The organism is Blastococcus brunescens (genome assembly GCF_035320885.1).
GTDB lineage: Bacteria > Actinomycetota > Actinomycetes > Mycobacteriales > Geodermatophilaceae > Blastococcus_B > Blastococcus_B brunescens.
The window spans coordinates 2,871,176-2,894,966 of sequence record NZ_CP141261.1 but is presented as its reverse complement, the minus strand read 5'-3'; the positions used below and the strand labels follow the sequence as shown (position 1 = coordinate 2,894,966).

28 protein-coding genes, 2 pseudogenes and 1 riboswitch are annotated in these 23,791 nt (G+C 74.0%); of the genes and pseudogenes, 18 read left to right on the top strand and 12 right to left on the bottom strand.

Going from position 1 to position 23,791, the window contains the following annotated elements:
- Positions 1 to 67: 67 nt before the first annotated feature.
- The 3 genes from U6N30_RS19345 to U6N30_RS19335 form a co-directional block, all read right to left on the bottom strand.
- Complete coding sequence (locus U6N30_RS19345; RefSeq protein WP_324273545.1) at positions 68 to 1,045, bottom strand: ADP-ribosylglycohydrolase family protein; 978 nt, start codon at positions 1,043 to 1,045, stop codon at positions 68 to 70.
- Between the two features lie 65 nt (positions 1,046 to 1,110).
- Positions 1,111 to 1,578 (bottom strand): hypothetical protein, encoded by a 468-nt coding sequence (locus U6N30_RS19340; protein WP_324273544.1) that lies wholly within the window; start codon positions 1,576 to 1,578, stop codon positions 1,111 to 1,113.
- On the bottom strand, positions 1,575 to 1,820 hold the full coding sequence (locus tag U6N30_RS19335; RefSeq protein WP_324273543.1) for a hypothetical protein: 246 nt from the start codon (positions 1,818 to 1,820) through the stop codon (positions 1,575 to 1,577). Before U6N30_RS19335 ends, U6N30_RS19340 begins: the two co-directional genes overlap by 4 nt.
- 174 nt (positions 1,821 to 1,994) lie before the next feature.
- Here U6N30_RS19335 and U6N30_RS19330 point away from each other — a divergent pair, with 174 nt between their 5' ends.
- From U6N30_RS19330 to U6N30_RS19315, 4 genes and pseudogenes are all read left to right on the top strand, one after another.
- Positions 1,995 to 3,260, top strand: coding sequence for a hypothetical protein (locus tag U6N30_RS19330; protein ID WP_324273542.1), 1,266 nt, complete (start codon positions 1,995 to 1,997; stop codon positions 3,258 to 3,260).
- Positions 3,261 to 3,285: 25 nt separating this feature from the next.
- Complete coding sequence (locus tag U6N30_RS19325) at positions 3,286 to 3,864, top strand: sensor histidine kinase (protein ID WP_324278381.1); 579 nt, start codon at positions 3,286 to 3,288, stop codon at positions 3,862 to 3,864.
- Positions 3,861 to 4,124, top strand: a pseudogene (locus tag U6N30_RS19320) (response regulator); the annotation flags it as partial. The gene U6N30_RS19325 and the pseudogene U6N30_RS19320, both read left to right, overlap by 4 nt.
- 214 nt (positions 4,125 to 4,338) lie before the next feature.
- Positions 4,339 to 4,515 carry a response regulator transcription factor gene (locus U6N30_RS19315; protein ID WP_324273541.1) on the top strand — a complete coding sequence of 59 codons (177 nt, stop codon included), beginning with the start codon at positions 4,339 to 4,341 and terminating at the stop codon, positions 4,513 to 4,515.
- A 50-nt stretch (positions 4,516 to 4,565) separates the two neighbouring features.
- Here U6N30_RS19315 and U6N30_RS19310 read toward each other — a convergent pair whose 3' ends face one another.
- Positions 4,566 to 4,868, bottom strand: a complete 303-nt coding sequence (locus U6N30_RS19310) for a PIN domain-containing protein (protein WP_324278380.1) — start codon at positions 4,866 to 4,868, stop codon at positions 4,566 to 4,568.
- A 96-nt stretch (positions 4,869 to 4,964) separates the two neighbouring features.
- Positions 4,965 to 5,177 carry a hypothetical protein gene (locus tag U6N30_RS19305; protein WP_324273540.1) on the bottom strand — a complete coding sequence of 71 codons (213 nt, stop codon included), beginning with the start codon at positions 5,175 to 5,177 and terminating at the stop codon, positions 4,965 to 4,967.
- A 223-nt stretch (positions 5,178 to 5,400) separates the two neighbouring features.
- Here U6N30_RS19305 and U6N30_RS19300 point away from each other — a divergent pair.
- The 3 genes and pseudogenes from U6N30_RS19300 to U6N30_RS19290 all read left to right on the top strand — a co-directional run.
- A pseudogene (locus tag U6N30_RS19300) lies at positions 5,401 to 6,627 on the top strand (ATP-binding protein); the annotation flags it as partial.
- A 217-nt stretch (positions 6,628 to 6,844) separates the two neighbouring features.
- Positions 6,845 to 8,569 carry a carboxyl transferase domain-containing protein gene (locus U6N30_RS19295; RefSeq protein ID WP_422678129.1) on the top strand — a complete coding sequence of 575 codons (1,725 nt, stop codon included), beginning with the start codon at positions 6,845 to 6,847 and terminating at the stop codon, positions 8,567 to 8,569.
- Positions 8,566 to 9,657, top strand: a complete 1,092-nt coding sequence (locus tag U6N30_RS19290) for a DUF2332 domain-containing protein (RefSeq protein ID WP_324273538.1) — start codon at positions 8,566 to 8,568, stop codon at positions 9,655 to 9,657. The genes U6N30_RS19295 and U6N30_RS19290 overlap by 4 nt, the downstream gene beginning before the upstream one ends.
- Positions 9,658 to 9,912: 255 nt before the next feature.
- On the opposite strand, the gene U6N30_RS19285 is transcribed toward U6N30_RS19290, so the two are convergent.
- The gene (locus U6N30_RS19285) at positions 9,913 to 10,452 is read right to left on the bottom strand and encodes a hypothetical protein (RefSeq protein WP_324273537.1); all 540 of its coding nucleotides are present in this window, start codon (positions 10,450 to 10,452) and stop codon (positions 9,913 to 9,915) included.
- A 10-nt stretch (positions 10,453 to 10,462) separates the two neighbouring features.
- Here U6N30_RS19285 and U6N30_RS19280 point away from each other — a divergent pair, with 10 nt between their 5' ends.
- The 4 genes from U6N30_RS19280 to U6N30_RS19265 all read left to right on the top strand — a co-directional run bounded on the left by U6N30_RS19280 (position 10,463) and on the right by U6N30_RS19265 (position 12,783).
- Complete coding sequence (locus U6N30_RS19280) at positions 10,463 to 10,744, top strand: hypothetical protein (protein WP_324273536.1); 282 nt, start codon at positions 10,463 to 10,465, stop codon at positions 10,742 to 10,744.
- 93 nt (positions 10,745 to 10,837) lie between these two features.
- On the top strand, positions 10,838 to 11,770 hold the full coding sequence (locus U6N30_RS19275; protein WP_324273535.1) for a plasmid pRiA4b ORF-3 family protein: 933 nt from the start codon (positions 10,838 to 10,840) through the stop codon (positions 11,768 to 11,770).
- A 318-nt stretch (positions 11,771 to 12,088) separates the two neighbouring features.
- On the top strand, positions 12,089 to 12,445 hold the full coding sequence (locus U6N30_RS19270; RefSeq protein WP_324273534.1) for a hypothetical protein: 357 nt from the start codon (positions 12,089 to 12,091) through the stop codon (positions 12,443 to 12,445).
- Positions 12,391 to 12,783, top strand: a complete 393-nt coding sequence (locus tag U6N30_RS19265; protein ID WP_324273533.1) for a DUF4253 domain-containing protein — start codon at positions 12,391 to 12,393, stop codon at positions 12,781 to 12,783. Before U6N30_RS19270 ends, U6N30_RS19265 begins: the two co-directional genes overlap by 55 nt.
- 18 nt (positions 12,784 to 12,801) lie before the next feature.
- On the opposite strand, the gene U6N30_RS19260 is transcribed toward U6N30_RS19265, so the two are convergent.
- From U6N30_RS19260 to U6N30_RS19240, 5 genes are all read right to left on the bottom strand, one after another.
- Complete coding sequence (locus tag U6N30_RS19260) at positions 12,802 to 13,812, bottom strand: transglycosylase domain-containing protein (protein WP_324273532.1); 1,011 nt, start codon at positions 13,810 to 13,812, stop codon at positions 12,802 to 12,804.
- A 439-nt stretch (positions 13,813 to 14,251) separates the two neighbouring features.
- Positions 14,252 to 14,599 (bottom strand): hypothetical protein, encoded by a 348-nt coding sequence (locus U6N30_RS19255; protein ID WP_324273531.1) that lies wholly within the window; start codon positions 14,597 to 14,599, stop codon positions 14,252 to 14,254.
- A 222-nt stretch (positions 14,600 to 14,821) separates the two neighbouring features.
- A complete protein-coding gene (locus U6N30_RS19250; RefSeq protein WP_324273530.1) occupies positions 14,822 to 15,592 on the bottom strand; it encodes an alpha/beta hydrolase in 771 nt (256 codons plus the stop codon).
- Complete coding sequence (locus U6N30_RS19245) at positions 15,559 to 15,894, bottom strand: epoxide hydrolase N-terminal domain-containing protein (RefSeq protein WP_324273529.1); 336 nt, start codon at positions 15,892 to 15,894, stop codon at positions 15,559 to 15,561. The genes U6N30_RS19250 and U6N30_RS19245 overlap by 34 nt, the downstream gene beginning before the upstream one ends.
- A complete protein-coding gene (locus U6N30_RS19240) occupies positions 15,894 to 16,793 on the bottom strand; it encodes an SMP-30/gluconolactonase/LRE family protein (protein WP_324273528.1) in 900 nt (299 codons plus the stop codon). The genes U6N30_RS19245 and U6N30_RS19240 overlap by 1 nt, the downstream gene beginning before the upstream one ends.
- 139 nt (positions 16,794 to 16,932) lie before the next feature.
- On the opposite strand from U6N30_RS19240, the gene U6N30_RS19235 reads away from it, so the two are divergent.
- Positions 16,933 to 18,138: an HNH endonuclease signature motif containing protein gene (locus U6N30_RS19235; RefSeq protein WP_324273527.1), complete on the top strand. Its 1,206-nt coding sequence runs from the start codon at positions 16,933 to 16,935 to the stop codon at positions 18,136 to 18,138.
- A gap of 134 nt (positions 18,139 to 18,272) precedes the next feature.
- Here the strand turns inward: U6N30_RS19235 and U6N30_RS19230 are convergent, their stop codons facing one another.
- The gene (locus U6N30_RS19230; RefSeq protein ID WP_324273526.1) at positions 18,273 to 18,803 is read right to left on the bottom strand and encodes a C40 family peptidase; all 531 of its coding nucleotides are present in this window, start codon (positions 18,801 to 18,803) and stop codon (positions 18,273 to 18,275) included.
- A gap of 15 nt (positions 18,804 to 18,818) precedes the next feature.
- A riboswitch (cyclic di-AMP (ydaO/yuaA leader) is annotated at positions 18,819 to 18,974 on the bottom strand.
- Positions 18,975 to 19,347: 373 nt separating this feature from the next.
- Here U6N30_RS19230 and U6N30_RS19225 point away from each other — a divergent pair.
- The 6 genes from U6N30_RS19225 to U6N30_RS19200 all read left to right on the top strand — a co-directional run bounded on the left by U6N30_RS19225 (position 19,348) and on the right by U6N30_RS19200 (position 23,479).
- Positions 19,348 to 19,674, top strand: a complete 327-nt coding sequence (locus tag U6N30_RS19225; protein WP_324273525.1) for a PH domain-containing protein — start codon at positions 19,348 to 19,350, stop codon at positions 19,672 to 19,674.
- Between the two features lie 233 nt (positions 19,675 to 19,907).
- On the top strand, positions 19,908 to 20,540 hold the full coding sequence (locus U6N30_RS19220; RefSeq protein ID WP_324273524.1) for a hypothetical protein: 633 nt from the start codon (positions 19,908 to 19,910) through the stop codon (positions 20,538 to 20,540).
- 47 nt (positions 20,541 to 20,587) lie between these two features.
- Positions 20,588 to 21,709 (top strand): hypothetical protein, encoded by a 1,122-nt coding sequence (locus U6N30_RS19215; RefSeq protein ID WP_324273523.1) that lies wholly within the window; start codon positions 20,588 to 20,590, stop codon positions 21,707 to 21,709.
- Between the two features lie 222 nt (positions 21,710 to 21,931).
- Complete coding sequence (locus U6N30_RS19210) at positions 21,932 to 22,597, top strand: sensor histidine kinase (RefSeq protein WP_324273522.1); 666 nt, start codon at positions 21,932 to 21,934, stop codon at positions 22,595 to 22,597.
- Positions 22,594 to 23,226 carry a response regulator transcription factor gene (locus U6N30_RS19205; protein ID WP_324273521.1) on the top strand — a complete coding sequence of 211 codons (633 nt, stop codon included), beginning with the start codon at positions 22,594 to 22,596 and terminating at the stop codon, positions 23,224 to 23,226. Before U6N30_RS19210 ends, U6N30_RS19205 begins: the two co-directional genes overlap by 4 nt.
- A gap of 88 nt (positions 23,227 to 23,314) precedes the next feature.
- Positions 23,315 to 23,479: a hypothetical protein gene (locus U6N30_RS19200; RefSeq protein WP_324273520.1), complete on the top strand. Its 165-nt coding sequence runs from the start codon at positions 23,315 to 23,317 to the stop codon at positions 23,477 to 23,479.
- The last annotated feature ends 312 nt before the right edge of the window (positions 23,480 to 23,791 follow it).

The following is a 23,791-nucleotide window of genomic DNA, read 5'->3' as shown; positions in this document are numbered from 1 at the left end:
TACCGGGCGCCGTCGAGGTTGCCCGCCCAGATTCCTGGCAGCATCTCCGTCGGGCCGATCCGCGGAATCACGCCGGGGAGTAGTGCACCAGCGGCTTTCCGTCGAGCGCAGCTGCCAGCTCCTGCAGGTCCGCCAACCCCCACCGCTTGTCGCCGAACCCGGGCACCCGTCCGTGCACCGCTGACGACCATCGCATCGGGATGCCGCCCATCCCGATCACCGCGCCGGCCAGCCCGCCCGCCACGCAGGCCACCGTGTCGGTGTCGCCGCCCAGGTCGATCACCAGCCGCATCACCTCGGCGAAGTCGCGCCCGTGCCGCAGCGCCCACACCGCCTGGCCGAGCGTCGGCCAGACCGCGCCGTTCGACTCCGTCGCGTCCGCCGGCGTCCACGACGGCTCCATCACCGTCGCCCACCGCTGTCGGTGCTCGTCAGCGACCAACGCCAGCGCCGACGGAGCAGCCGTCAGCGGGTCGCCGCCGTCCAGCGCCACCCGCATCAGCTCGTGCAATATCGCGCAGCCCTCACCGGCCGCCGGGTCGCCGTGCGTCAGCGACGAGATCCGCCGGGCGGCGTCCATGGTCGCCTCGGTGCCGCCGCGGGAGAAAATGATCGCAGCGGGCGTCGTCCGCATCAGGGAGCCGTTGCCGGCGGCATGGCCGGACCGGGCGAAGTGCTCGGCCGCGGCGGCGTCCCACGGCCGGCCCGACCGCAGCACCGCGCGCGTCTGGTTGCCGATGTCCGGCGGCTCCGCCTCGGCCCACCGGACGAACCGGGCGAAGAGGTCGGCCTCGTCCAGGCCGTCCCGCTCCAGCAACGAGGAAGCCACGATCAGCGCCAGCTGGGTGTCGTCGGTGAACTCGCCCGGCTCCCAGCCCACCGAGCCACCGCCGCACATCTCCGTCGTGGCGCCGCGCGCCGGAACGGGGAAGCGAGCGGAGAACTGCCCCGGCGGACCGAACTCGAACGGAGCCCCGAGCGCGTCGCCGACGGCGGATCCGACGAGCGCGCCGGCGACGCGGTGAGAGCGGTGCATGGGGGTCATCCAAGCCTCCTGCGCGGCGGCGCCGCGACGGCGGGTGGGCCGCCGCGGCGCGGTGCGACCCGACCTCAGCCGACGGCGACGCCGGACCCGACAGGTGCTCCCGACGGCGCCGCGACGTTGCTGCGCACCGCGGCCGCGGCGGCCGGCGCGAGGCCGGCGATCATCGCCACCATCCAGAGCCCGGTGCTCCACGGCGTCGAGCCGATGACGAGGAACACCACGGTGCCCACGACGACCGAAGCCATGGCCCAGGTCGGGATGACCCGTGCCCGGCGCAGCCCGACTGCCTGCGGCACGAAGCCCAGCCAGCCCACGAGGAAGGGCAGGAAGAGGGCCAGGCTGAACGGCTCCCGCTCCAGAGCCGTCATCAGCTCACCGGTCCAGGGCTGGCCGGCGAACTCCGCGACCGCCAGGTTGGTGGCGTAGTAGCCCTGCAGGTGCACCATGTGGCCGAGCACGCCCAGCGTTACGAGCACCGCACCCGCCCAGGCCCACCGCGGGGAACCGCCCACGGACACCCGCCAGATGGTCACCAGCGCAGGAACCAGCAGCAGCGCCCCGCATAGGTCAGCGCCCCCGCGGCGGCGTACGCACCGGAGGCGGCCGCGACCTGCTCGAGGTACTGCGCGGCCTGCTCGGCCCCGTACTCGCTGTCCACCATCCCGGCGGACTCCGACCGCACCACCTCCGCCATGCGAAGCTGATCGCCCAGCCCGATCAGCAGCGGCGCAGCGACGATGCTCCCCGCGCCGAACCACGTCGTCTTCCGTCCCATGACGGCCTCCCTCGTCCCGGTCCGGCGGGTGCTCCGCCGGTGCGGTCCGAGCCTGTCCGCGCCGGTCGACGCCGCGCGTCCCCGCGGCGCACCGCCCTGCCTCGCGCATCGGATGACCTGTGGGTCCGTCCGCAGGGGATCCCAGGAGCGCGGCGACGGCTTACCGTTCGCGGCATGAGCCTGGTCCGGGGCTGGAGCGCGGAGATCGGGATCGCGCTCGCCTGCGCGATCTGGGCGGTCCTCTTCCTGACCGAACCGGTGCAGGCGCTCGTCCTCGGACCGGCGACGGTCGTCACCGTCGTCCCGTTCCGTCGCCGGCCGTTGCTGGCCGGGTTGGCTCTGATCGCCCTCGAAGCGATCGCCTGGGCGGTCGGTGTTCCACCGGAGAACGCGGCGCTGCTCCCGCCGCTGCTCGTGGTCGCCTTCGCGCTCCGTCGCTACGACACCGGCCGGTGGGGCCTCGCCGTGCTGGCCACCGTCGCCGCAGCGGGCGTCGCCCGGGACCCGAGCATCCCTGACCTGATCTTCGTCGGAATCGTCGTCGGCGGTACGGCCGCGTTCGGGGCGGCGATCCGCCGACGGGAGCGGGAAGCGCGCACGGCCCAGGACACCGCCGCAGAACTCCGGGCGCAGGACCCGGCCGAGGTCGCCCGCCGCGTGGTCGCCGAGGAGCGTTCCCGGCTCGCCGGCGAGACGCTGGACGTCGTCCGCCAGGCCGTGCGGACCATGCGCGCTCACGCGGGAGCAGCAGAGCAGTCCCTCTCGAGTCCCGACCTCGAGGCCGTCGGCATCGTGGGACGGCGGGCGGTGGCCGAGCTGCGGCGGCTGCTCGGCCTGCTGCGCGAGGAGGCTCCCGCGCCGCGGCCGCCGGAGGAGCAGTCCCGGAGTGGGAACCGGGCCGGCTGGGTGGATGTCGGCAGCGCGGCGGCACTGGCCGCCCTGGCCGCGATCGAGGCGATCGCGCTGACGTCGGCCGGGGAGATTCCGGAGACCGGTGTCCTCGGGCTGCTGCTCGTGGCGGCTGTCGGCGGCTGCGTGGCGCTGCGCCGGGTGGACGCAGCCCTGGCCTGTCTGCTCGCCGCGCTCCCCGGTGGTGGCGTTGGCCGCCGGGTTCCCGCTGCCCGCGAGCATCGCCAGCATGGTGGCGTGGGCGTTGCTGTCCTGGTCGGCGGGTGCGGACGGCCGCCGGTGGACCCTCGCGGCGTTGGCCGTGCTGGCCGCGACCACCACGGCCGACACCTACCTGCACGCCGCGGGCAACGTGCCCATCACCGTGGCGACGTTCGCGGTGCCCGCCGTCGCCGGGCTGCTGTGGATGTCCCGCGACCGGGCCGGCCGGGCGGCCGAGGCCACCGCGACCAGCCTCGAGGCCACGCAGCAGGCGACGTCGGCGCACGCAATCCGGGCCGAGCGGCAGCGGCTGGCGCGCGAACTGCATGACGTGGTGAGCCACGCGATCTCGGTCATGGTCGTCCAGGCCGGCGCGGCCCTGGCGCTGCGCGGCACCGATCCCGCCCGGGCGCGGCAGTCGGTACGGGCCGTGGCCGATGCCGGCGCCCGGGCGCTGGCGGAGCTCGACGTGCTGTTCGGCCTGCTCGACGGCGGCGCCGTCGGCGCGGAAGGGCATGCCCTGCCGGTCCGGCCGCCGACCCTCGCCCGCGCGCTGGGCGAGCTCGCCGCCCGCATCGAGGCCGCCGGCGTCACCGTGCGGCTGCGCGTGCCGGAGGACCTGCCCACCGACGACGCCGTCGCGGAGACCGTCCACCGGATCGCCCAGGAGGCGCTCACCAACGCCGTCCGGTACGCGCCGGGCAGCTGCGTCGACGTCACGGTCGCCCGGCCCGACGGTCGGCTGACGGTCACCGTGGTGGACGACGGCCCGCGGACCGCGCCGCCGGCGCCGCCGTCCTCCGGTTTCGGGCTGGTCGGGCTCTCCGAGCGGGTCCGGGCGCTCGGCGGGGAGCTCGACGCGCGGTCGGAGCCGTCCGGCGGGTTCCGGGTGACGGCGACCCTGCCGGCAACGCCGGTCGGTGTGCGCCCGTGATCCGGGTGGTGGTGGCCGACGACCAGGACCTCGTCCGCGGCGGGCTGAGCGCGATCCTCGCCGCCGAGCCGGACATCGCCGTCGTGGCGGAAGCGGCGTCCGGCGCCGAGGCGGTGCGGGAGGTCGTCGCGCACGAGGCGGACGTCGTCCTCATGGACGTGGAGATGCCCGGCAGCGACGGCATCGCCGCGACCGCGGCCGTACTGGCCGCCCGTCCGCAGTGCCGGGTGCTGGTCCTCACCACCTTCGACCTCGACGAGTACGTCGCGGGTGCGCTCCGCGCAGGAGCGAGCGGCTTCCTGCTGAAGACGTCGGCCCCGCGGAGCTCGCCGCGGCGATCCGCGCCTGCCACGAGGGGAGCTGCTGTTCTCGCCGACGATCACCCGCCGGCTGGTCGAGGCATACCTCGCCGGTCCGGCCGCGCGCACCGGCTCGGCGGACCGCCTGCGGTCGCTCACCGAGCGGGAGACCGACGTGCTGGCCGCCATGGCGCAGGGGCTCAACAACGCGGAGATCGCGGCGGCGCTGTACCTCGGCGAGGCGACCGTGAAGACGCACGTCACCCGGGTCCTGGCCAAGCTCGGGGTGCGGGATCGGGTGCAGGCCGTCGTGGTGGCCCATCAGAGCGGGCTGGTACCTCCGGCCCGGTGACGGGCCGCCCGTATTGCGACGGTTCTGGTCGGGAGCCGACCGTCATCCGGTCAGGACGGCGACCGCACGGGAAGACCCAGCTCGGTCGCGGCGGCGGCCAGCTCATGGTCATAGGTGACGAAGTCCGTCAGTTCGGATCGGAAGGCTTCAGCAGTGGACAGGTGGATGGCGTCCAGCGAACCGAGGTCGCGAGTGCGGTACGCCTTCGCGCGGGCGAGGACTGTACTGGTGAGGTCTACCGCGTAGAGGCCGCGCAATGCCTGACCCACCACGTACGGCACCCGCTGGTGGTCGATACCGGCGCGCAGCAGGGTGCGGGTGATCTCCAGGTCGGCCAGCTCGCTGGTCGCCAGCTCCGTGCCGGGGAAGCCGGGCGCGCCAGCTCCGCAACTCCTCCGACTCCGACTCCCGCTTGACGAACTTCACCAGTGCACTGGAATCGAAGTAGATCAACGGCCGGGCTCACGCGTGCGGTCGGCGATCAACAGCTCCGCCAGACTGTCCACCCCGGGAGCCAGGTCGGGGATCAACTCCGGCATGCCCTGGTCGACCGGAGCGGTCGCCTGCCCCGAGGCCACGAGCTCGTGGAGCATGCCTGGCTGTTCGGTTTCGGGAACCATGCGCAGGATCGGGCGGCCACGATCGGTCACGACGACCGTCACGCCGGCCCGGACGCGTGCCACCGCCTTGGAGGGTTCTGGTTCAGCTCCCGCAAGCCGATCGTTTCCATGACGGCAATGTACCTACGTGAACTAGGTACATCAACCGTTACGGCGCCAGAAGTGCCGCGTGCGAGCATCGCCGGATGGCCGAATCTTCCCGCCTGCTGATCGCCAACCGCGGGGAGATCGCCGTCCGTATCGCCCGCGCCGCGGCGGCCGAGGGATGACCAGCGTCGCCGTCACGGCGGCCGATGAGCCCGACGCCGCCCACCTCGCTGCCGCCGACGAGAGCTACGTCCTCCCGGGCAACGGCCCGGCGGCGTACCTCGATGCCGACGCGGTCGTGCGGGCGGCCGTTGCCACCGGCTGCGATCTGCTCCACCCCGGCTATGGCTTCCTCTCCGAGAGCTCCGACCTTCCGGATGCCTGCGCGGACGCCGGTAGCGGGCGGGGCGCGCCGCTCGTCTTCGTCGGACCCAGCGCGAAGGCCCTCGTGGTCCTCGGCGACAAGGTGCTCGCCCGCGGACTTGCGGAGAAGGCCGGGATCCCGGTCCTCGAAGGCCTCGGCGTCGAGGTGGACGTCGCCGTCGTCAGGAGCCTGATGGAGGCGGCGGGCGCCGTCATGCTGAAGCCCCGCTTCGGCGGGGGCGGCCGCGGCACCCGCATCGTCCGCCGTGGTGACGACGTCGCAGCGGCCATCCACAGCGCCGGCGCCGACGCGCGCGCCGCCTTCGGGAACCCCACGCTCCTCGCCGAGGCGCTCCTCGACCCGGCCCGGCACATCGAGGTCCAGGTGCTCGGCGACGTTCGGGGAGACGTCGTCGTCCTCGGCGACCGCGACTGCTCGCTGCAGCGCTCCCGGCAGAAGATCGTCGAGATCGCCCCCGCGCCTAACCTGTCCGACTCCGTCCGCACCCAACTGCACGGCGCCGCCACGAAGCTGGCGACGGCGGTATCGCTCCGCGGCCTCGCCACCGTGGAGTTCCTCGTCGCCGCCGACGACCCCGAGCGCTTCGTCTTCCTCGAGTGCAACCCGCGCCTACAGGTCGAGCACACCGTCACCGAGGAGACCACCGGCCTCGACCTCGTCCGGCTGCAGCTGCGCGTCGCCACCGGCGACACGCTCGCCGACCTCGGCCTCGCCGACGGCACACCGGAACAGCGAGGCTGGGCGGTCCAGGCCCGCGTCAACGCCGAGACGGTCACCGCCGACGGCGCCCTCGTCCCGTCCGCCGGCACCATCACCTCGGTCACGCTCCCCGGCGGCCCCGGCGTCCGCGTCGATACCGCGGCCCGCCCCGGCACGGAGCAGAGCCCGCGCTACGACTCGCTGCTGGCGAAGGTCGTCGTCCACGAGCGGCAGGGCGACCTCGGCGACGCCCTCCGCCACCTGCACAGAGCACTGGCCGAGGTCGAGGTCCGCGGCGTCGCCACCAACACCGCCTTCCTCCGCGCCGTTCTCACCGACCCCGACGTCCTCGCCGGACCGGCCACCACCACGCTCGTCGACGACACCGCCGCCGACCTGGTCGCGAAAGCGGGGACGCCCGGGCCGGACAGCACCTCGACCCCGACGAGGACGCCCTCCGTGCACCCGTCCCCGGCACCGTCGTCGCCATCGAGGCGACGGAAGGCACGACGGTCGAGCCCGGGGAGCGGTCGTCGTCCTGGAGGCGATGAAGATGGAGCACGTCGTCGAGCTCCCGGCCGGCGGCACCGTCCTCCGCCTCGCCGTCGAGGTCGGCGACACCGTCCAGCAGAGCGAGTTGCTGGCCACCGTCGAACACTCCGACGGGGAGGCCGAGCGGGACCTAGGCCAGATCGACCTCGATGCCCACCGGGCAGACCTCGCGGAGGTGTCCCGACGCCACGAGCAGGGCCTCGACGAGCACCGCACCGAGGCGGTCGCCAAGAGGCACGCCCAGGGCCGGCGCACCGCCCGCGAGAACCTCGCCGACCTCGTCGACGAGGGCAGCTTCCTCGAGTACGGGTCGCTGGTCTTCGCCGCCCAGGAGCGCCGCCGCTCCAAGGAGGAGCTGCAGGAGCGCACCCCGGCCGACGGAGTCGTCGGCGGCCTGGCCGACATCAACGGGGACATCATCGGCAGGGCCAACAGCGCAGCCGTCGTCGTCTCCTACGACTACACGGTCCTCGCCGGCACCCAGGGCATGCGCGGCCACCTCAAGAAGGACCGGCTGTTCGAGCTGGCCGAGAAGCGCCGGCTGCCCGTCGTCCTCTTCGCCGAGGGCGGCGGCGGCCGGCCCGGGGACGTCGACCACCCGGTCGTCTCCGCGCTCGACACCGCGGCGTTCACCCTGTTCGGCCGGCTGTCCGGGCTCGTCCCGACCGTCGGCATCGCCAGCGGCCGCTGCTTCGCCGGGAACGCCGCGCTGCTCGGCACCTGCGACGTCGTCATCGCCACCGAGGACGCCAACATCGGCATGGGCGGCCCGGCGATGATCGAGGGCGGCGGGCTCGGCGTGGTCGCGCCCGAGGAGATCGGGCCGATCGACGTCCAGCACGCCAACGGGGTCGTCGACATCCGGGTCGCCGACGACGAGGCCGCCGTCGCCGCGGCGAAGAAGTACCTCTCCTACTTCCAGGGGCCGATCGCCGACTGGACGGCGCCCGACCAGCGCCTGCTCCGCCACCTGGTCCCGGAGAACCGCAAGCGGGTCTACGACATGCGCGCCGTCCTGCACGCGTTCGCGGACGAGGACAGCGTGCTCGAGCTCCGCGACGGCTGGGGCGCCGGCATGGTCACCGCGCTCGCCCGGGTCGAGGGCGCGCCGATCGGGGTGATCGCCAACGTGCCGACGCATCTCGGCGGCGCCATCGACGCCGACGCCGCTGACAAGGCTGCCCGCTTCCTGCAGCTCTGCGACGCCCACGGACTGCCGGTCGTCTCGCTCTGCGACACCCCGGGCTTCATGGTCGGCCCCGAGTCGGAGAAGACGGCCACCGTCCGCCACTTCTCCCGGTTGTTCGTCATCGGCGCCAACCTGTCGGTCCCGATCGGCACCGTCGTCGTCCGCAAGGCCTACGGCCTGGGCGCGCAGGCCATGGCCGGCGGAAGCACGAAGGTCCCGCGGTTCACCGTCGGCTGGCCGTCCAGCGAGTTCGGCCCGATGGGCCTGGAGGGCGCCGTCCGCCTCGGTATGCGCCGGGAGCTGGAGGCGATCGAGGACGACGCCGAGCGCGCCGCCGCCTACGACGCGGCGGTGGCCGCGGCGTACGAGAACGGCAAGGGCCTCAACGTCGCCGCCCACTGGGAGATCGACGATGTCATCGACCCCGCCGACACCCGCCGGTGGATCACCACCCTGACGCGCGAGTCGGCGGCCACGCCGCGCCCGCCGGGGCGGCGGAGATCGAACGTCGACACTTGGTGACCACCGGCCCTACGGTCGCCGAGATGCCCACGACGACGGCCCGCACGCTCGCCCAGGTGTACCGCCGCTTCGGTGAGGTGGACGCCACCGGAACGCTGTACGAGCGCGTCGCGGTCGCCCTGAGCGAGTCCGATGAGGCCCTGCGCGCCATCGAGGCGGCGCCAGCCCGCAAGCGGCAGCCGGCGCTGATCTTCGCCGCGCTGCACGACCTCGCCCTCGCCGGACGCGCCCCGGCGCTCGCCGCGGCCTACGACGTAGCGGACGGCGAGGCGGCCGCCGCCGCGGCGATCGACACTCTGCTGCGCTCGACCGGCGCGGTCGTCGCCATCGCCGCACGACGGCGGACGCAGAGCGTCGACGCAGCACGCTGCGCCGTGCTCTACCCGGCCATCGCCGAGGCGGCGCGACGGACCGGCGCCGACGCGGTCGGGCTGACCGACGTGGGGCACTCGCCGGGGCTGAACCTGCACGTCGACTGCGTCGGCATCACCTACAGCGACGGCCAGACGCTCGGCGACCCGTCATCACCGGTCCAGCTGTCCGCGAGGGTCGTGGGCGATCGGCCGGTCCCGGCGCGGGCGATGCCGGAGGTCGTGGCACGGATCTGCGCCGACCCGGACCCGGTCGACCTGACCGACCCGGACAACGCCCGGTGGCTGCGCGCCTGCCTGCCGCCGGATAAGCCGGAGCGGGCCGCCCAGCTCGACGCCGAGCTCGCGCTGGCGGCAACGTTCCCTCCGCTGCTGCTGCGCGGGGACCCCGTCGAGCTCCTACCCGATGCCGTCGCCCGCGTGCCCGCGGACGTCCTGCCCGTCGTCACCACGACCTGGGCGCTGTCGCGCTTGCCGCCCGAACGGCGCCGGCGCCTCCTGCACACCCTCGAGGAAGCAGCGGGCGGCCGGGCGGTGGCGTGGGTGTCAGCGGAGGGAGTCGGCGTCGCGCCGTCGATACCGACGTTCGGGGACCGCCGTGCCTCCGGCCACAGCATCATCGGCCTTGCGGTAGCCGATGGGGCGGGCCTGCGTGGCGAGGCGATCGGCCGCTGCTGGTCGCGGGGCCGGCTGCTGTCCTGGCTGACGCACTCCTAGGCAGCGCGGCGAGGCCGCCACGTGCATCGTGTCGACGAGGTCGGCGTCGAGGAGCTCGCGGATGGCGGTGACCCCGCCGCCGAGCCGGACGTCCTTGCCCTCCGCCGCCTCCCGCGCCCCTCGAGCACCTCGGCCGGCTCGCCGGACACGAAGGAGAACGTGGTGTCCGACAGCGTCAACGACGGCCGCGGGGTGACGGGTCAGCACGAACACGGGGGTGTGGAACGGGGGCTGGTGCGCCCACCCTCGTGTCGATCAAGGCACGTCGGGAGCATCCGCGATCGGACGCGCCGCACGGATCCTGACCCCAGCGCCCCATCGGCAGGCCGTCGGCGAGTCCTGGTCCTGCGGCCACTGGTGGCCCTCGTCGATCGCGACCACCGTCTCCCAGGCAGGGCCCACACCGAACCGCACGACGTCGTCGAGATCACCGGTGAGCACGACGACGCTGGTCGCGGTCAGCTCCTCCAGCACCGGGACGCAGCCGGCCGACCCGCAGGCGCACTCGCCGTCGTCCTCGAAGCCCGCCGTGACCGTGGCGGTGATGCGATCCCCGGGGACCGTGCGGTGCAGCCGGTGCTCCTTGCCGAACTTCCCCGCAGCCGACTCGTCGACGAACGAGCCGTCCGCGGCGAGCACCTCGACCCGGCACACCACGCCGTCGGGGACCCCCATGCCCCTGCCCGGGCCGTGCAGCACCCGCAGCGTGCCGCCCGCACCGCTGTCGACGAACCTGCGGTCGTCTGCGTCGGTGTAGTCGTACGGGTACTTCCCGGCCTTGCGTCGCCGCCCCATCGCCCCTCCCATGCCGATCGACGTCACCGAGTCTGGCCCCGAACTGGCAGGCTCGGGCGACATGAGCCCCGACCTCGTCGAACTTCTCGACGGGCTCCGCGCCGCAGACCGCCCGCGGCTGGTGCGCGTCGTCGAGTCCGCGGGCCTCGACGGTCGGGCACCCGCCCCGGAGCCCGACGTCGTCGAGCCCTACCGGTGGTTCCTCGCCCGCCTGGGCGACGGCGTTCCGCTCACCGGTGCCGGCTACCTGCCCCCGGCGCTCGTCGCCGAGACGATGCACGCCCTCGGCTAGGACGCCGACTGGTTCGGCGCGGCCAACCGGGAGGACACCACCCGCCCCGTCGCCGAGCTACGCGACACCGCACGCCGGCTCGGCCTCGTACGCGTGCACCGCAGGCAGCTGCGACCGACCGCCACCGGACGGCGGCTCGCCGACGATCCCGTCGGACTGTGGCAGCACATCGCCGCCCGGCTGCCCCTCGGCCGAGGAGAGGCCGACCGGGTCGCCGGTCTGCTGTGGCTGATCGGGATCGCCGCCGGCCGTCCGCACGCCGAAGACGTCGTCGCCGAGGGCATGAACGCACTCGGGTGGGCGTCCGGTGAGACGGGGGAGCCGCTCGACCGTTCTACCGCGTTCCTCGCCGTCCGGGACACCGTCTGGACGGTTTTCGACCGCCTCGGCGTCCTCGGCAGGCGGAGGGACCGGGACCAGCCGCCGACGCCATCCGCGATCGCCCTGGCGCGCGCGGCCCTGCTGCACGAGGAGCCGCCGGCCCCTACCAGGCCGGTGCCGGCGGTCGAGCTCACCGTCACCCTCCGGGGCGTCGACCCGCCGGTATGGCGCCGCATCGCCGTCCCCGAGCGGACGACGTTGCGCGAGCTGCACGGCCTGCTCCAGGCCGCCATGGGCTGGCAGGACACGCACCTGTCGATGTTCGAGGTCGACGGCCGCAGCTACGGCGACGTCGAGGACATGGAGGACCTCGGTGATCCTCGCGCGGTCACCGTCGGCTCCCTTCCGGACGGCACGCTGCTCCGCTACGACTACGACTTCGGTGACGGCTGGGAGCACGACATCCGCATCGACGGCCGCACGACCGCCGACGCTCCTGTGTGCTCGGACGGTGCCCGCGCCTGCCCGCCGGAGGACAGCGGCGGCCCGGGCGGCTATGCCGAGATGCTGGAGATCGTGGCCGATCCACGGCATCCCGAGCACGCCGACGTCGCCGAATGGCTGGGTGGCCCGTTCGATGCCGAGGCGTTCGACGCGGGCCGGGCCACGTGGCGCATGCGGACCCGTGCCAGCCGGTCGCGATGACCCCGGAAACAGGTACCGGGCTCGGGAGCGTTCGCGTGGCGGCGGCGAGTCCGGCGAGGTCTGTGGACAAGACCGAACGGGGCGGGTCATCGGTGCCAGCCTCGCTCTGTGCACCGCCACTGGTCTGCGCCACCGCGTCCTGCGGCCCTCTGGTCGGTCGGCACGGAGGCAGCCCTCCCGACCGAGCCGCCGGAGGCCGGTGAGCCGGGGCAGCTGCCCGCCGCAGGTCTTGTGCGGATCGGCCGCCTCCCGCTCGGTCCAGGGCGGCCGGTCGTCGCACGCTCCGGTGACGGGGAGCCGCCGGCCGCCTCCCTGTGGGTGACCGACACCGTCGTCCCCGACGCCGGCGCCAGGTGGGCGGCCCTGACCGCCCGTTTTCCGACGACGGGGCTCTGGCCCCTGCTGCTGCAGTCGCTGTACGACGGCACCGAGCGCCCATGGGACAGCGGCGAGTTCGCCCCCACGACCGAGACCGAGATCGACGCCACCGACGCGCCGACCGTCCTCGAGGACGGATGGCGAGGCAGCCTGGTACCGATCGACGACCCGTGGGCGCCCGGCACGGGGCCCTTGCTCCGTTCCATCCGACCTTCCCTGGTCTCGCCCCGTCGCAGCCGCCGGTGGACGAGCTGCTCGTCGCCACCGGCGGCGGCAGCTCACGCATCGGTCTGGTGAGCTGCCGGCGTCCTGCCGATGCGATCGGCGTCATGGGGTGGCTGGGGGCGATCAACGTCCGCCGGCCCGCAGAGGTCTCCGCCGTGCTCCGCTCGTGGGAGGACCGCCTCGGCGCGGTGGTCGTCGGGCTCGGCTTCGCCACCATCAGGCTGCTGGTGACCCGCCCGCCGCAAACCGACGACGCCGCCCTGCAGGTTGCCGCCGAGGTCGCGGCACTGTGCCCGGACGCGCTGTGGCAGCCTGCGGAACAGCCTCCCTATCAACCGCGAGACGCCACCCTCGAGGCGATGAGCCGTCACCTGGTCCGCGAGTCCGTCTGGCGCCTGTGGTTCGACTGAGCCGAGGGCAGCGTGCGATCAAGCCCCTCTCGATGCGATCGAGGCCCATGTCGGCCGCGGGAACGTCTCGGACGGCCTCGTGTTCGATGCGGTGCGCGTGCGCCTGATCGAGATCGGCGAGGCGGTCAAGGCGCTGCCGCGGGACCTCCTGGACGCCGAGCCCGAGCTGCCCTGGTCGGAGATCGCCCGCATGCGCGCCGAATCGGCGGCGGGTGCAGCCGTGGCACACCTTCGGTGTCGGTGGCTCAGGCGGTGCCCTCCGCCTCGATCAGCTCGGTGATCTCCTCGGGCGCGGACGTGCAGTCGTCGTCCGAGGGTGGCTGCTCGGAGGCGAGCCCTCGATACCGGCGTCCTCGACGGGCTGGAAGCCGAGCCGGTCGAGGTGGACCGGCACCCGGTTCTGGGCGTTGACCACGTGCGAGCGCGACAGCCAGCCCATGCCGTCGTCCACCTCGAAGTCCATGCCGCCGCCGGGTGCGCGCTGCACGTGTCCGGGGAGGGGAGCAGCCCGACCAGCTGCACGGCCTGGGCCTGCGACAGCTCGCCCGGTGGGGAGTCGAAGTAGTACCACGAGGCCGAGCAGACGCCGTAGATGGTCGGGCCGAACTGCGCGTAGTTGACGTAGAGCTCGAGCATCCGGCGGTCGTCGATCAGCCAGGCCATCTCCATGGACAGCCCCGCCTCGAGCCCCTTGCGCCAGGCGCTGAGCTCCTGGTTGAGGAACATGTTCTTGGCGACCTGCTGCGGGATCGTCGAGCCCGACGGGTCCTCCTCGCCGCTGATGTGGGCGTACGCGCGGCTCCACAGCGCGCTCCACTCGAAGGCGCCGGCGCGGTAGGGGAGCGCGGCGTCCTCGTGCGCGATCACCGCGGCCAGGAAGGTGCGCGAGACGTGCTCGACCGGCACCGACTCCTGGATGGAGCCTTCGGGGTTGGCCGCCATGAACGCCGTCGTCGGTGGGTCGACCCAGCGCAGCGAGAGCACGAGCAGCGCCTGCGCGATGACCAGCGCCGCCACCACGGTGAGCACCCGGCGGAACAGCCGCCTACGGGGACGCCGCCCGTGGACGTCACGCCGGCCCCGGCGCCCCCGTACAGGTCGGGGAGGCGGCGTCGGGCGCTGCGGCGCGGCCGGGGAAAGTACCGGTCCGGCGCGGGCCGGCCCCACGGGTCGCGCGGCTCTTCCTGCCACGGCGGGCGCGCGACCGGCTCCGGCGGGGCGCCGTACCAGTCGTTCCCGGCCGGCGGCGGACGGTCGAACCGCGGACGACGGGGCGGCTCCACGTACCGCGGCTGCGGCTGCGTCGACTGCCGAGGCTGCGGATCCGTGGGCGGGTCGGCGGGACGACGACGGAGCCAGCGGGTCGTCCGGGAATCGGGCGGGACGGAGGCCATGAGGCGGTGCTCCCCTGGTCGGCGTCGAGAAGCCAGGGTACGACGGCAACCTGTGAGCCCCGCCCGCGCCGAGGTCAGGACGGCTCGTCGAGCCAGGCCTCCACCCGGTCCAGCTCGGCGTGGGTGAGCCCGGCGAGGTAGTCCGGTGCGACGACCAGCACGTGCCCGTTGGCGGCGAGCCACTCACCGGTGTCGGCCGCCTGGTGCGCGAGGTCGTCGTCGATCCACACGATCCGCCGCCCGGGCTCGGCGTCGGCGACCGCCCGCGCCGCATCGAGCTTCCACCACCCGGCGTCGGCGCCCCACCGGCCGGCGAAGCCGGTGGACAGGACGCCGTCCCGGCTGTGGGTGCGCAGCCCGCGGGGAGGCCCATGGGCTCGGCCAGCAGCTGGTCGGCCCGCTCGGTCCAGGTGGTCAGCCACTGCAGCTCCACCCGGCCCGACTCGTGCCACCCGCGCAGCCGCGCGGTGACCGACGGGTCCCACGACAGCACGAAGCCGTTGTAGGTCCCGCGCCGCCAGTCCTCCGGCAGCTCGGGCTGCAGCGCGTTGAGCACGCCGTCGACGTCCAGCAGCAGGACGGGTGGGGGAGCGGTCATGCAGCCGGTCTACCCCACGAGCCCGGCAGCGCCGCGACCGGTTCGCTCAGAGGTCGAGCGCCGCCCGCACACCGGTCACGAACGCCTCCGGCACCTCCCAGGCTGCGAAGTGCCCACCGGCCTCCGGCTCCTGCCACACGCGCAGGTCGAACAGCTGCTCGGCGAGCGGGCGCGGGGCGCGGACCAGGTCGTGCGGGAACTGGCTCACCACGGTCGGGACGTCGACCCGCTCCGGCGTCGGGCTCAGCCTCGCGTACGGCGCGAACGAGGTGCCGATGGCGCCGGTGACCCAGTAGGCGGTGATCCAGGTCAGCACGTCCTCCCGGGCGAAGACCGATTCGACGTCCCCGCCGCTGTCGCTCCAGTCGCGCAGCTTCTCCACGATCCAGGCGGCGAGCCCGGAGGGTGAGTCGCCGAGGGCGACGGCGAGCGTGTGCGGCCGGGTGCGCTGCGCGAGCAGGTAGGCGCCGTTGCTCATCAGCCAGCCCGAGGCGGACGTGCGGTGCTCGAGCTCCTCGTCGCTCGGCGGGCCGGCCCCGGGGCGCGGAGCGAGCGGGAGATCGGTGACGTGCAGCGCTGACACCCGCTCGCGGTACTCCGTCGCGAGGCCCAGCGCGGTCATCCGGCCGATGTCGCCGGCGGAGACGACGTAGCGCTCGTACCCCAGCTCGGCCATCGCCGCCGCCACGTGCTCCGCCATGCCCGCCCCCGAGAGGTCGCGGTCCTGCAGCGGCGCGGCGAACGGGTAGCCCGGCAGCGCCGGGACGACGACGTGCACGTCGGTCAGCAGCGGCAGCACCCGCTCGTAGCGCAGCACCGAGTCGGGCCAGCCGTGCAGCAGGACGACGGCGGGGCGTCCGGGTCCGCGGCGCGCTGGTGCACCACGCGCAGCCCGCCGGCGAGCGCCCACGGCAGGGCGCGGATCCGCTGCTCGTGCTCGCGCCAGTCGTAGTCCTCCGCCCAGGTGGAGACGAGGTCGGCCAGGTAGCCGGGATCGGTGCCGCGCTCCCAGCCGTGGTCGCCGGTCAGCTCGACCGGGCGCCAGGCCCGCAGCCTGGCGCGCAGGTCGTCGAGCACCGCCTGCTCGACCACCGGGGGCGCGGCGTCGTTCGTCGTCATCACGGCATCCCGGCGTGCGGGACGGCGACCTGCGTCGACACCAGCACCGCCTCGCGCACCGGCGCGCGGGTGTGCTCGTAGAAGTCCGGCGCGCAGCACAGCAGCAGCGTCCGGCCGTCGTCCCCACCGAGCGCGCAGGCGAAGACCCCCATGCCCTCCGGCGCGGCGATCTCCTCGACGATCGCGCCGCCTTCGGCCACCCGCAGGACCCGGGAGTTCAGCCCGTCGGCGACCCAGACGTGGCCCTCGGCGTCCAGGGTGCAGCCGTCGGGGGCGACGACGACCTGACCGATGAGCTCCTGGACGGAACCGCCCTCCGGCACGGGCCCGAGTTCTGCCCAGATGCGCCGGTTCGTCAGCGAGCCGTCCGGCGCGACGTCGAACGCGGTGAAGCGGTTGCCCCAGGTCTCGCCGACGATCAGCGTGCCGCCGTCGGGGGTGATCACGGAGCCGTTCGGGAAGCGCAGGTCCTCGGCCACCACGGTCACCGTGCCGTCGGGGTCGACCCGCTTCAGCGAGGCGGAGGCCGGGGCGCCGCCGCCCATGAGGTCGAACCCGAAGTCCCCGACGAAGGCGCGGCCGGAGGAGTCCACGACCATGTCGTTCATCAGGCCGGTGCAGGCGCCGGACAGGTCGGCGTGCGTGGTGACCTCGCCGTCGGACACCCGGAGCAGCCGGTGGTCCTTCATGGAGACGACGAGCAGTGAGCCGTCGGGCAGCCAGCCCAGCCCCGAGGGCTGGTTCTCCACCTCCAGGACGACGGTCTCGCCGCCCTCGGGCGCCACCCGGCTGACGGTGTGCCGGTAGAAGTCCGACGCCCACCAGGCGCCGTCGTGCCACCGCGGGCCCTCGAAGTACGAACCACCCTCCAGCACCGTCCGGAACGCTCGCTCAGCCATGGCCCGGACGCTACGGCCTGCCGCGTGTCAACACGAGGCGAGGTTCTGTGGACAAGCGTCTGACCTGTGGATTCGCGCTGCTGGAGACGCCGATCTCCGGTATTCTTCGTACACGCGTTCGATCGATCAGGAGGTGGTCATGGGCGAGCTGCAATCGGCGCTCGACGCCCTGGCCGCCGAGGACGTGCAGGGTCGGACCCCGCGTCAGAACCTCGACGAGATCGCCGTGCTGCTCGAGGCGCGCAACCGCATCGACGCCCAGTTGACCCGCCGGGTCCGGGCCGCCGAGCTCCAGCAGGCACCGGAGGAGGACGGCCAGAAGTCCATGCGGTCGTGGCTGCGAGGGCACGGCCGGATCACCTCGGCCGCGGCCGGGCAGCTGGTCCGCAACGGCCGGGCGCTGGGGTGTCTGCCCGCGGTGGAGGCCGCCTTCGCCATGGGTGCGGTCACGGCCGATCAGGTCGCCGTGATCGCTCCCGTGGCGAAGGCCGACCGGCAGGCCGCGGCCCTCGAGCAGGGCATCGACCTCGCCGCGGTCGACCGCACCTTCGCCGCCGTCGCCGCAGAGCACCGCGTCGAGGAGCTGTCCCGGCTGGTGCACCACTACCTCGCGCTGCTGGACCCCGACGGGCCGGAGCCCGATCCGACGGACGAGCGGTCGCTGACGCTGTCCACGCTCTCCGACGGCACGGTCGTGCTGCGGGGCCAGCTCGACGCCGTCGGTGGCGAGAAGTTGCTCACGGCACTCGAGGCGATCGTGCAGGCGGACCGGCCGAAGGGTGATCGCCGGACGCGCGCCCAGCAGAACGCCGACGCGCTCGTGCAGCTGGCCGACAACCAGCTGGCCTCGGGCGGCCTTCCGATCCTGCGCACGGTGAAGCCGAACGTCGTCGTCACGATCCGGGACGGCGACCTGGCCGACCGCGGCGCCGGTCGGGCTGCGGCGACCACCGGATTCGGCGGCCTCGTCTCGGCGGAGACGGCGCGGATGCTCGCCTGCGACGGCAGCATCACCCCCGTCCGGATCGACGAGCACGGCATGCCGCTGAACGTGGGCCGCACCAAGCGCGTGGTGCCACCGCACCTGCGCAAGGCCGTCGAGCTGCGTGACCAGACCTGCATCTTCGCCGGCTGCGGAGCCCCGAAGTACTGGTGCGACGTCCACCACCTGATCCACTGGATCTTCGGCGGGGAGACGTCGCTGGAGAACTCAGCTCTCCTGTGCGAACGGCACCATACGAAGGTCCATCACGGGTTCCGGGTCGAGCGGGATCCCGGCGGACGATGGCGGACGTTCCGGCCCGACGGCAGCGAGATCGTCATCGGCGCACCGCTGCTGATCTGAGCCGTACCGCTCACTGAGCGGAGCGCCGCCCCATCGCGAACCTCACGCACGGGTCCGCCGACCGTGCGCGCGGTCGGCGACCCCTGCGTCCCCGGGCACGCGTGGACCGGGGACGCAGGGGAGCAGCGTATGGATCAGACGACGCGTCGGGCGGTGTTGTAGCCCCACATCGAGTCGACCGGCACGACCGCGACCGGGTTGCCGTAGGTGGAGGAGTGCACCATCTGGCCGTTGCCGATGTACATGCCGACGTGGCCGACCGGGTCGTAGAAGAAGATCAGGTCACCGGGCTGCAGGTCGGCCTTGGCGACAGGAACCCCCGCCGTCGACTGTGCGCGCGACGTGCGCGGGATCGATACGCCGGCCGCCTGGTAGGCGGAGTAGGTGAGGCCCGAGCAGTCGTAACCGCCGGGGCCGGTGCCGCCCCACACGTAGGGCTTGCCCTGCTGGGCCAGCGCCGTGTCGACGGCGACCTGTGCGGCGGAGTTCGGCGCCACGACCGGAGCAGCGGCCAGGGCGACCGGCGCCGAGGCCACGGGCGCGGGGCCGCCGGCGTTCGCCGAGGCGGCAACGGGAGTGAGCGCGATGCCCGCGCCCGTGACGAGGGCGAGCGCCGCCCCGCGGAAGGAACGGCGGGTGATCGTGGACGTGCGAGTAGTCGTCATGGACGACGGGTTCTCCTGTTCTCCATCAACCGCCTACCGAGTTAGCTGACGGGTTCGGGCGGGGAGATCGCCCGGCGGAACCGGCGGAACCGGCCTCGCTTCACCCCAGGACTGCGGTGGGTCCCCGGTCCGGCACCGGAGACTCCGGTGCCGGTTCGGCGGTGTCCGGCCGGGTGTCACCGGAGGCGGTGACGAGGGGGCCCCGAACGGACGGCGACGACGCTAGGTCCGTCATCCAGTCGTCACAAAGCGTCCGCCGCGGGCATCGGGAGCTCCGTCGGGACGTGCGGCGAGTGGGTCCGGACAAGCGACTCGCGACGCCACCACCACCGATCCCGCTGCCGGTTCCGGACCGAGCGCGAGCCGCATAAACGGAACGCGATCGCCCGCTTACTTCCGCGCGGCGGCGTGGCGGCACGGAGCGTCCGCGTCCGATCCCGCGAGCCGCTGAGGTGTCGATCGCGCGACGGCGTCGATCGCGCGACGGCGTCGACCGTCGCCACTGCGTTGACCGTCGCGACCGCAGCGTGCTGTCGTGGCGGCGATGACCGATGACGTGATCTACGACGACGGGCGGGTCCGCCTCGACCGCGAGGCGCTGACCCTGCGGCGCTACTACTTCCCGCTCGCCAGGAGCAAGCGCATCCCGTACTCCGACATCCGCGGCATCGAGGTCCGCCCGCTGACCTGGCTCACCGGCAAGGGGCGCCTCTGGGGCTCCGCGCACCCGCGGTACTGGCTGCCGCTGGACCGCGCCCGCCTGCGCAAGGACACCGCGCTGGTGCTTGACGTCGGCGGTCGCGTCCGGCCCGCTTTCACCCCGGACGACCCCGCGCGCGTGGCGGACCTGCTCCGCCGCTGCATCGGCTGAGCCGCCCCGGACGCCGTACCCGGTCAGAGCCGCTCCCGGCCGGATCAGGACCGGCGCCTCACGACGCCGGGACACGTCCCGTCCGACCGTGGTCCTCGCCCGCCGGGAGGGACCCGGCCGGCGTTGGAGGTGGACCCATGACCGCTGAGCCCGTGACCCCGGCTCTGTCGGGACCGATCACTCGAGACGCGCCGAGCGCCCGCCCGGCGCCCATCGGCCGGCGGACCGCAGTCGTGTGCCTGGCCGTCGGAGCCACGCTCAACCTGGCCGAGGCGCTGATCGGCCGCGTCGTCGGCCAGAGCGGCTCGGTCGCCGGCAACCTCGACGCCTGGGCGGCGCGCCCGACGCTCGCCACGGTCGGCCTCGTCGCCGGCACGGTCGCCGTCCCGTTCCTGCTGCTCGGCCTCGTCGCCATGGCGCAGCTGGTCCGCCCGCGGATGCCGCGGCTGGGCACGACCGCCATGGTGCTCGCGTACGTCGGTGGGCTCGGCTTTCTGGGCATCCACGCCGTCTCGATCGTCGACCACGCAGCCGTCGACCAGCCCGACCGCGACGCCATGGTGGCGCTGCTCGAGTCCGCGCAGAGCAGCTCGCTCGCGCTGCTGATCCTCCTGCCCTTCCTGCTGGGGATGGCCGGCTCCGTGCTGCTCACCTCGATCGGCTACCTCCGCACCCGCGTGGTGCCGGTCTGGATCCCCGTCGTCCTGGTGCTGTTCCTGCTGCTCGACTTCGGACCCTTCTCGACCGGTCCGATCGACCCGCACTGGCTGTTCGTCGCCGCGTCCGTCGGCCTGGCCGTCGTGGTGGCCCAGCGGACCGACCAGCAGTGGTGGACCGGGCGTACTCCCGGCGACGCGACCTCCTGACCAGCGGTCCTCCGATCGGTAGCGTCGCGCGCGAGGTGGACGAACCGGTGTTCAGAGAGCGCGCAGCCCAGGGCAGCCGGGCCACCGTGGTGGCCCGGCTCTCCGCCGCGGCCGCGGTGGGATACGCGGCCGTCGGGCTGATCGCGCACATCGCCACCCCGGCGGCCGACCGGGAGAACCTCTTCGGCAGCCCCGAGCCGGTCGTCGGCCCGGCCATGGCGATCGTCGGTGCGGTCCTGCTCGGCCGGGTGCCCGGGCACCGGGTCCTGCAGCTCATGACGGTCATCGGCTGCTTCGCCTGCGTGTTCGCCGGCTCGCTCGGTCTCGCCGTGTACGGCTTCTCCGGCAGCGACGACCCGGCTCCGGTCTTCCGGATCGCCGCCTGGCTGACGCTCTGGACCTGGGTGCCGTCGTTCGTCTCCTTCGCCACCCTGCTCCCGCTCCTCTTCCCGGACGGCCGGCTGCTGTCCCGCCGCTGGCGCCCGGTCGCGATCGCCGCGGTCGGCCTGATCGCCACGATGTCGCTGCTGACCGCGTTCACCGACATCCAGCCGGAGGGGACCCAGCCGGCGAACCCGGTCGCGATCGGTGTCCCTGAGCCGGTCCTGGACGCCGTCCAGACGGTCCTGAACCCGCTGGTACCCGGTCTCGCGCTGCTCGGGCTGGCGAGCCTGATCCTGCGGTTCCGCCGCGCCGACCCGCAGGGCCGCCGGCAGATCGCCTGGGTCGGGTACGCGCTGGCCCTGGCGGTCGTGGCGGCGTTCCTCGCCCCGGCGCCGGTCAACGTGGTGGTCACCGCCGCCGTGCCGGTCGCCATCGGCGTCGCCGTCGTGCGCTACCGGCTGTTCGGCATCGACGTGGTCCTCAACCGCACCCTGGTCGGGACGGCGCTGCTGGCCTCCTCGGCGCTGGTCTACGTCGCCGTCGTCGGCTGGCTCGGCGGCCTCGCCGGTGCCCCGACTCGGTCATCGGCTTCATCGGAGCCGTGGCCGTCGCCGCCGTCTTCCACCCGCTGTACGTGCGCATCCAGCGCGCCGTGGATCGGCTGCTGCACGGCTCGCGCGGCGACCCCTATCGCGTGCTCGGCCACGTCACCGAGGTGCTCCGCGACGCCGCTGCGCCGCGCCAGGCTCTCGCCCGGGCCGTCGCGACGATCGCCGTCGACCTGAAGCTGCCCGCGGTCGCCGTGCAGGTCGACCGGCCCGGCGCCCCGCCGGTCGTCGAGTCGGTGGGGAGCGGGCCCTCGCCGTCCACGCCGTCCCGCTGCACTGGCACGACGCCGTCGTGGGCACGCTGCACGTCGCCCCCGCGCGGGCACCGACCGCCTGGACCCGGTCGACGAGTCGCTGCTGACCGACCTCGCCGCCCAGCTCGCCGCCGTCGGCTTCGCGTTGCGGCTGGCCACCGACCTGGAGCGCTCGCGCGACCGGCTGGTCACCGCACGGGAAGAGGAGCGCCGACGGATCCGCCGCGACCTGCACGACGGCCTCGGCCCGCAGCTCGCCTCGGCGGTCATGGCCCTCGACGTCGCGACGCGCGCGCTCGGGCAGGAGCCGGCCCGGGCCGTGCCCCTGGTGACGACGGCCCGCGACCAGCTCCAGGACGCCGTCGCCGACGTGCGCCGCATCGTGCACGGCCTGCGTCCACCGGCGCTCGACGACCTCGGTCTCCTCGGCGCGCTCCAGGCGACCGGACCCGGCCTGCTGCCCGAGCGCGACGGCGCCCCGCGCATCCGGATCAGCGGCAGCGGACAGCTGTCGGACCTGCCCGCCGCCGTGGAGGTCGCGGCCTACCGGATCACCCAGGAGGCCATGACGAACGCGATCCGGCACGCCTGCGCGGAGCACATCGCCGTGCGGCTGGACGGCGGTCGGGAGGCCGTCGGCATCGAGGTCGTCGACGACGGCCGCGGCTGTGCCGAGGACTCACCGGCCGGGCTGGGCCTCCGGTCGATGCGCGACCGCGCCACGGAGCTCGGCGGCAGCTGCCGCATCTCGCCCGAGCCCGGCGGCGGCACCCGGGTCTCGGCCGTCCTGCCGCTGGGAGGAGATCCGTGACCCGCGTCGTCATCGCCGACGACCACCCCGCCTTCCGGGCGGGGCTGCGCCTGCTGCTGCAGGACAGCGGTCTCGACGTCGTCGCCGAGGCCGCGGACGGTCCGGCAGCCGTCGACGCCGTCGTCGCGCACCGTCCGGACGTCGCCCTGCTGGACCTGCAGATGCCGGGCCTCACCGGGGTCGAGGTGACCAGGCGGCTGCAGGAGGTCGCGCCGGGGACGCGGGTGCTCGTGCTGACCATGATCGAGGCCGACGAGACGGTGCTGGCGGCGATCCGCGCCGGCGCCTGGGGCTACCTGCTCAAGGGGGCCGGGCAGGAGGAGATCGAGCGGGCCGTCCGGTCGGTGGCCGACGGCCAGGTGGTCTACGGGTCGGGCGTCGCCGAGCGGGTGATGGCGCTCTTCGCCGCCCGGTCAGCGGCCGTCGGGCCCTTTCCGCAGCTCTCGGAGCGGGAGCGGGAGGTGCTGTCGTTCGTCGCGGAGGGGCGGGCCAACGCCGAGATCGCCCGCCGGCTGTTCCTGTCGGAGAAGACCGTCCGCAACCACGTGTCCAGCATCTTCACCAAGCTGGGTGTCACCGACCGCGCCTCCGCGGTGGCCCGCGCCCGCGACGCCGGCCTCGGCGGGTAGCCCCGATGGGCTGAGAACGGGCACGCCTGCGGTTGGCCGACCGTTCCCCGGGGCACCGGGGAGTCAGACCGACAACGAGGAGGCGAACATGGCCGGATTGATCCGGAAGCTGATGGTGTCCGGGGTCGCCGCGAAGGTGATCCAGGAAGCCAAGAAGCCGCACAACCAGGCGAAGATCAAGAAGTTCATCTCGGACTTCCAGAACAAGCAGGGCAAGGGCGGCGCCGGCAGGGGCCGCGGCCCCGTCCGCTGACCTGACACCGCGACAGCGCCCCTCCCCGGATCCCGGGTGAGGGGCGCTGTCGCATGACCGGAGTTGGCCCGATGGAGTCATGCCCGGTTGCCGCCCCTTGAGCGGAACCGCCCCGTGCCGGTAGACCAGGAGCGCGGAACGGCGGAGGGGACGGTTGGACGGGCCTTCCCCAGGCGTACCCGCGGGCCTGCCGACGTCTCCCTCCGGTCGCGTGCCGCAGTGGGTGCTCGACGAGGCCGCGGGTGCGCAGCGGCCCCCGATGAGTGGCGGACGTGGTCCCCGGCGGGCCAGGCGCCGCGCCGGCGGTTCCGG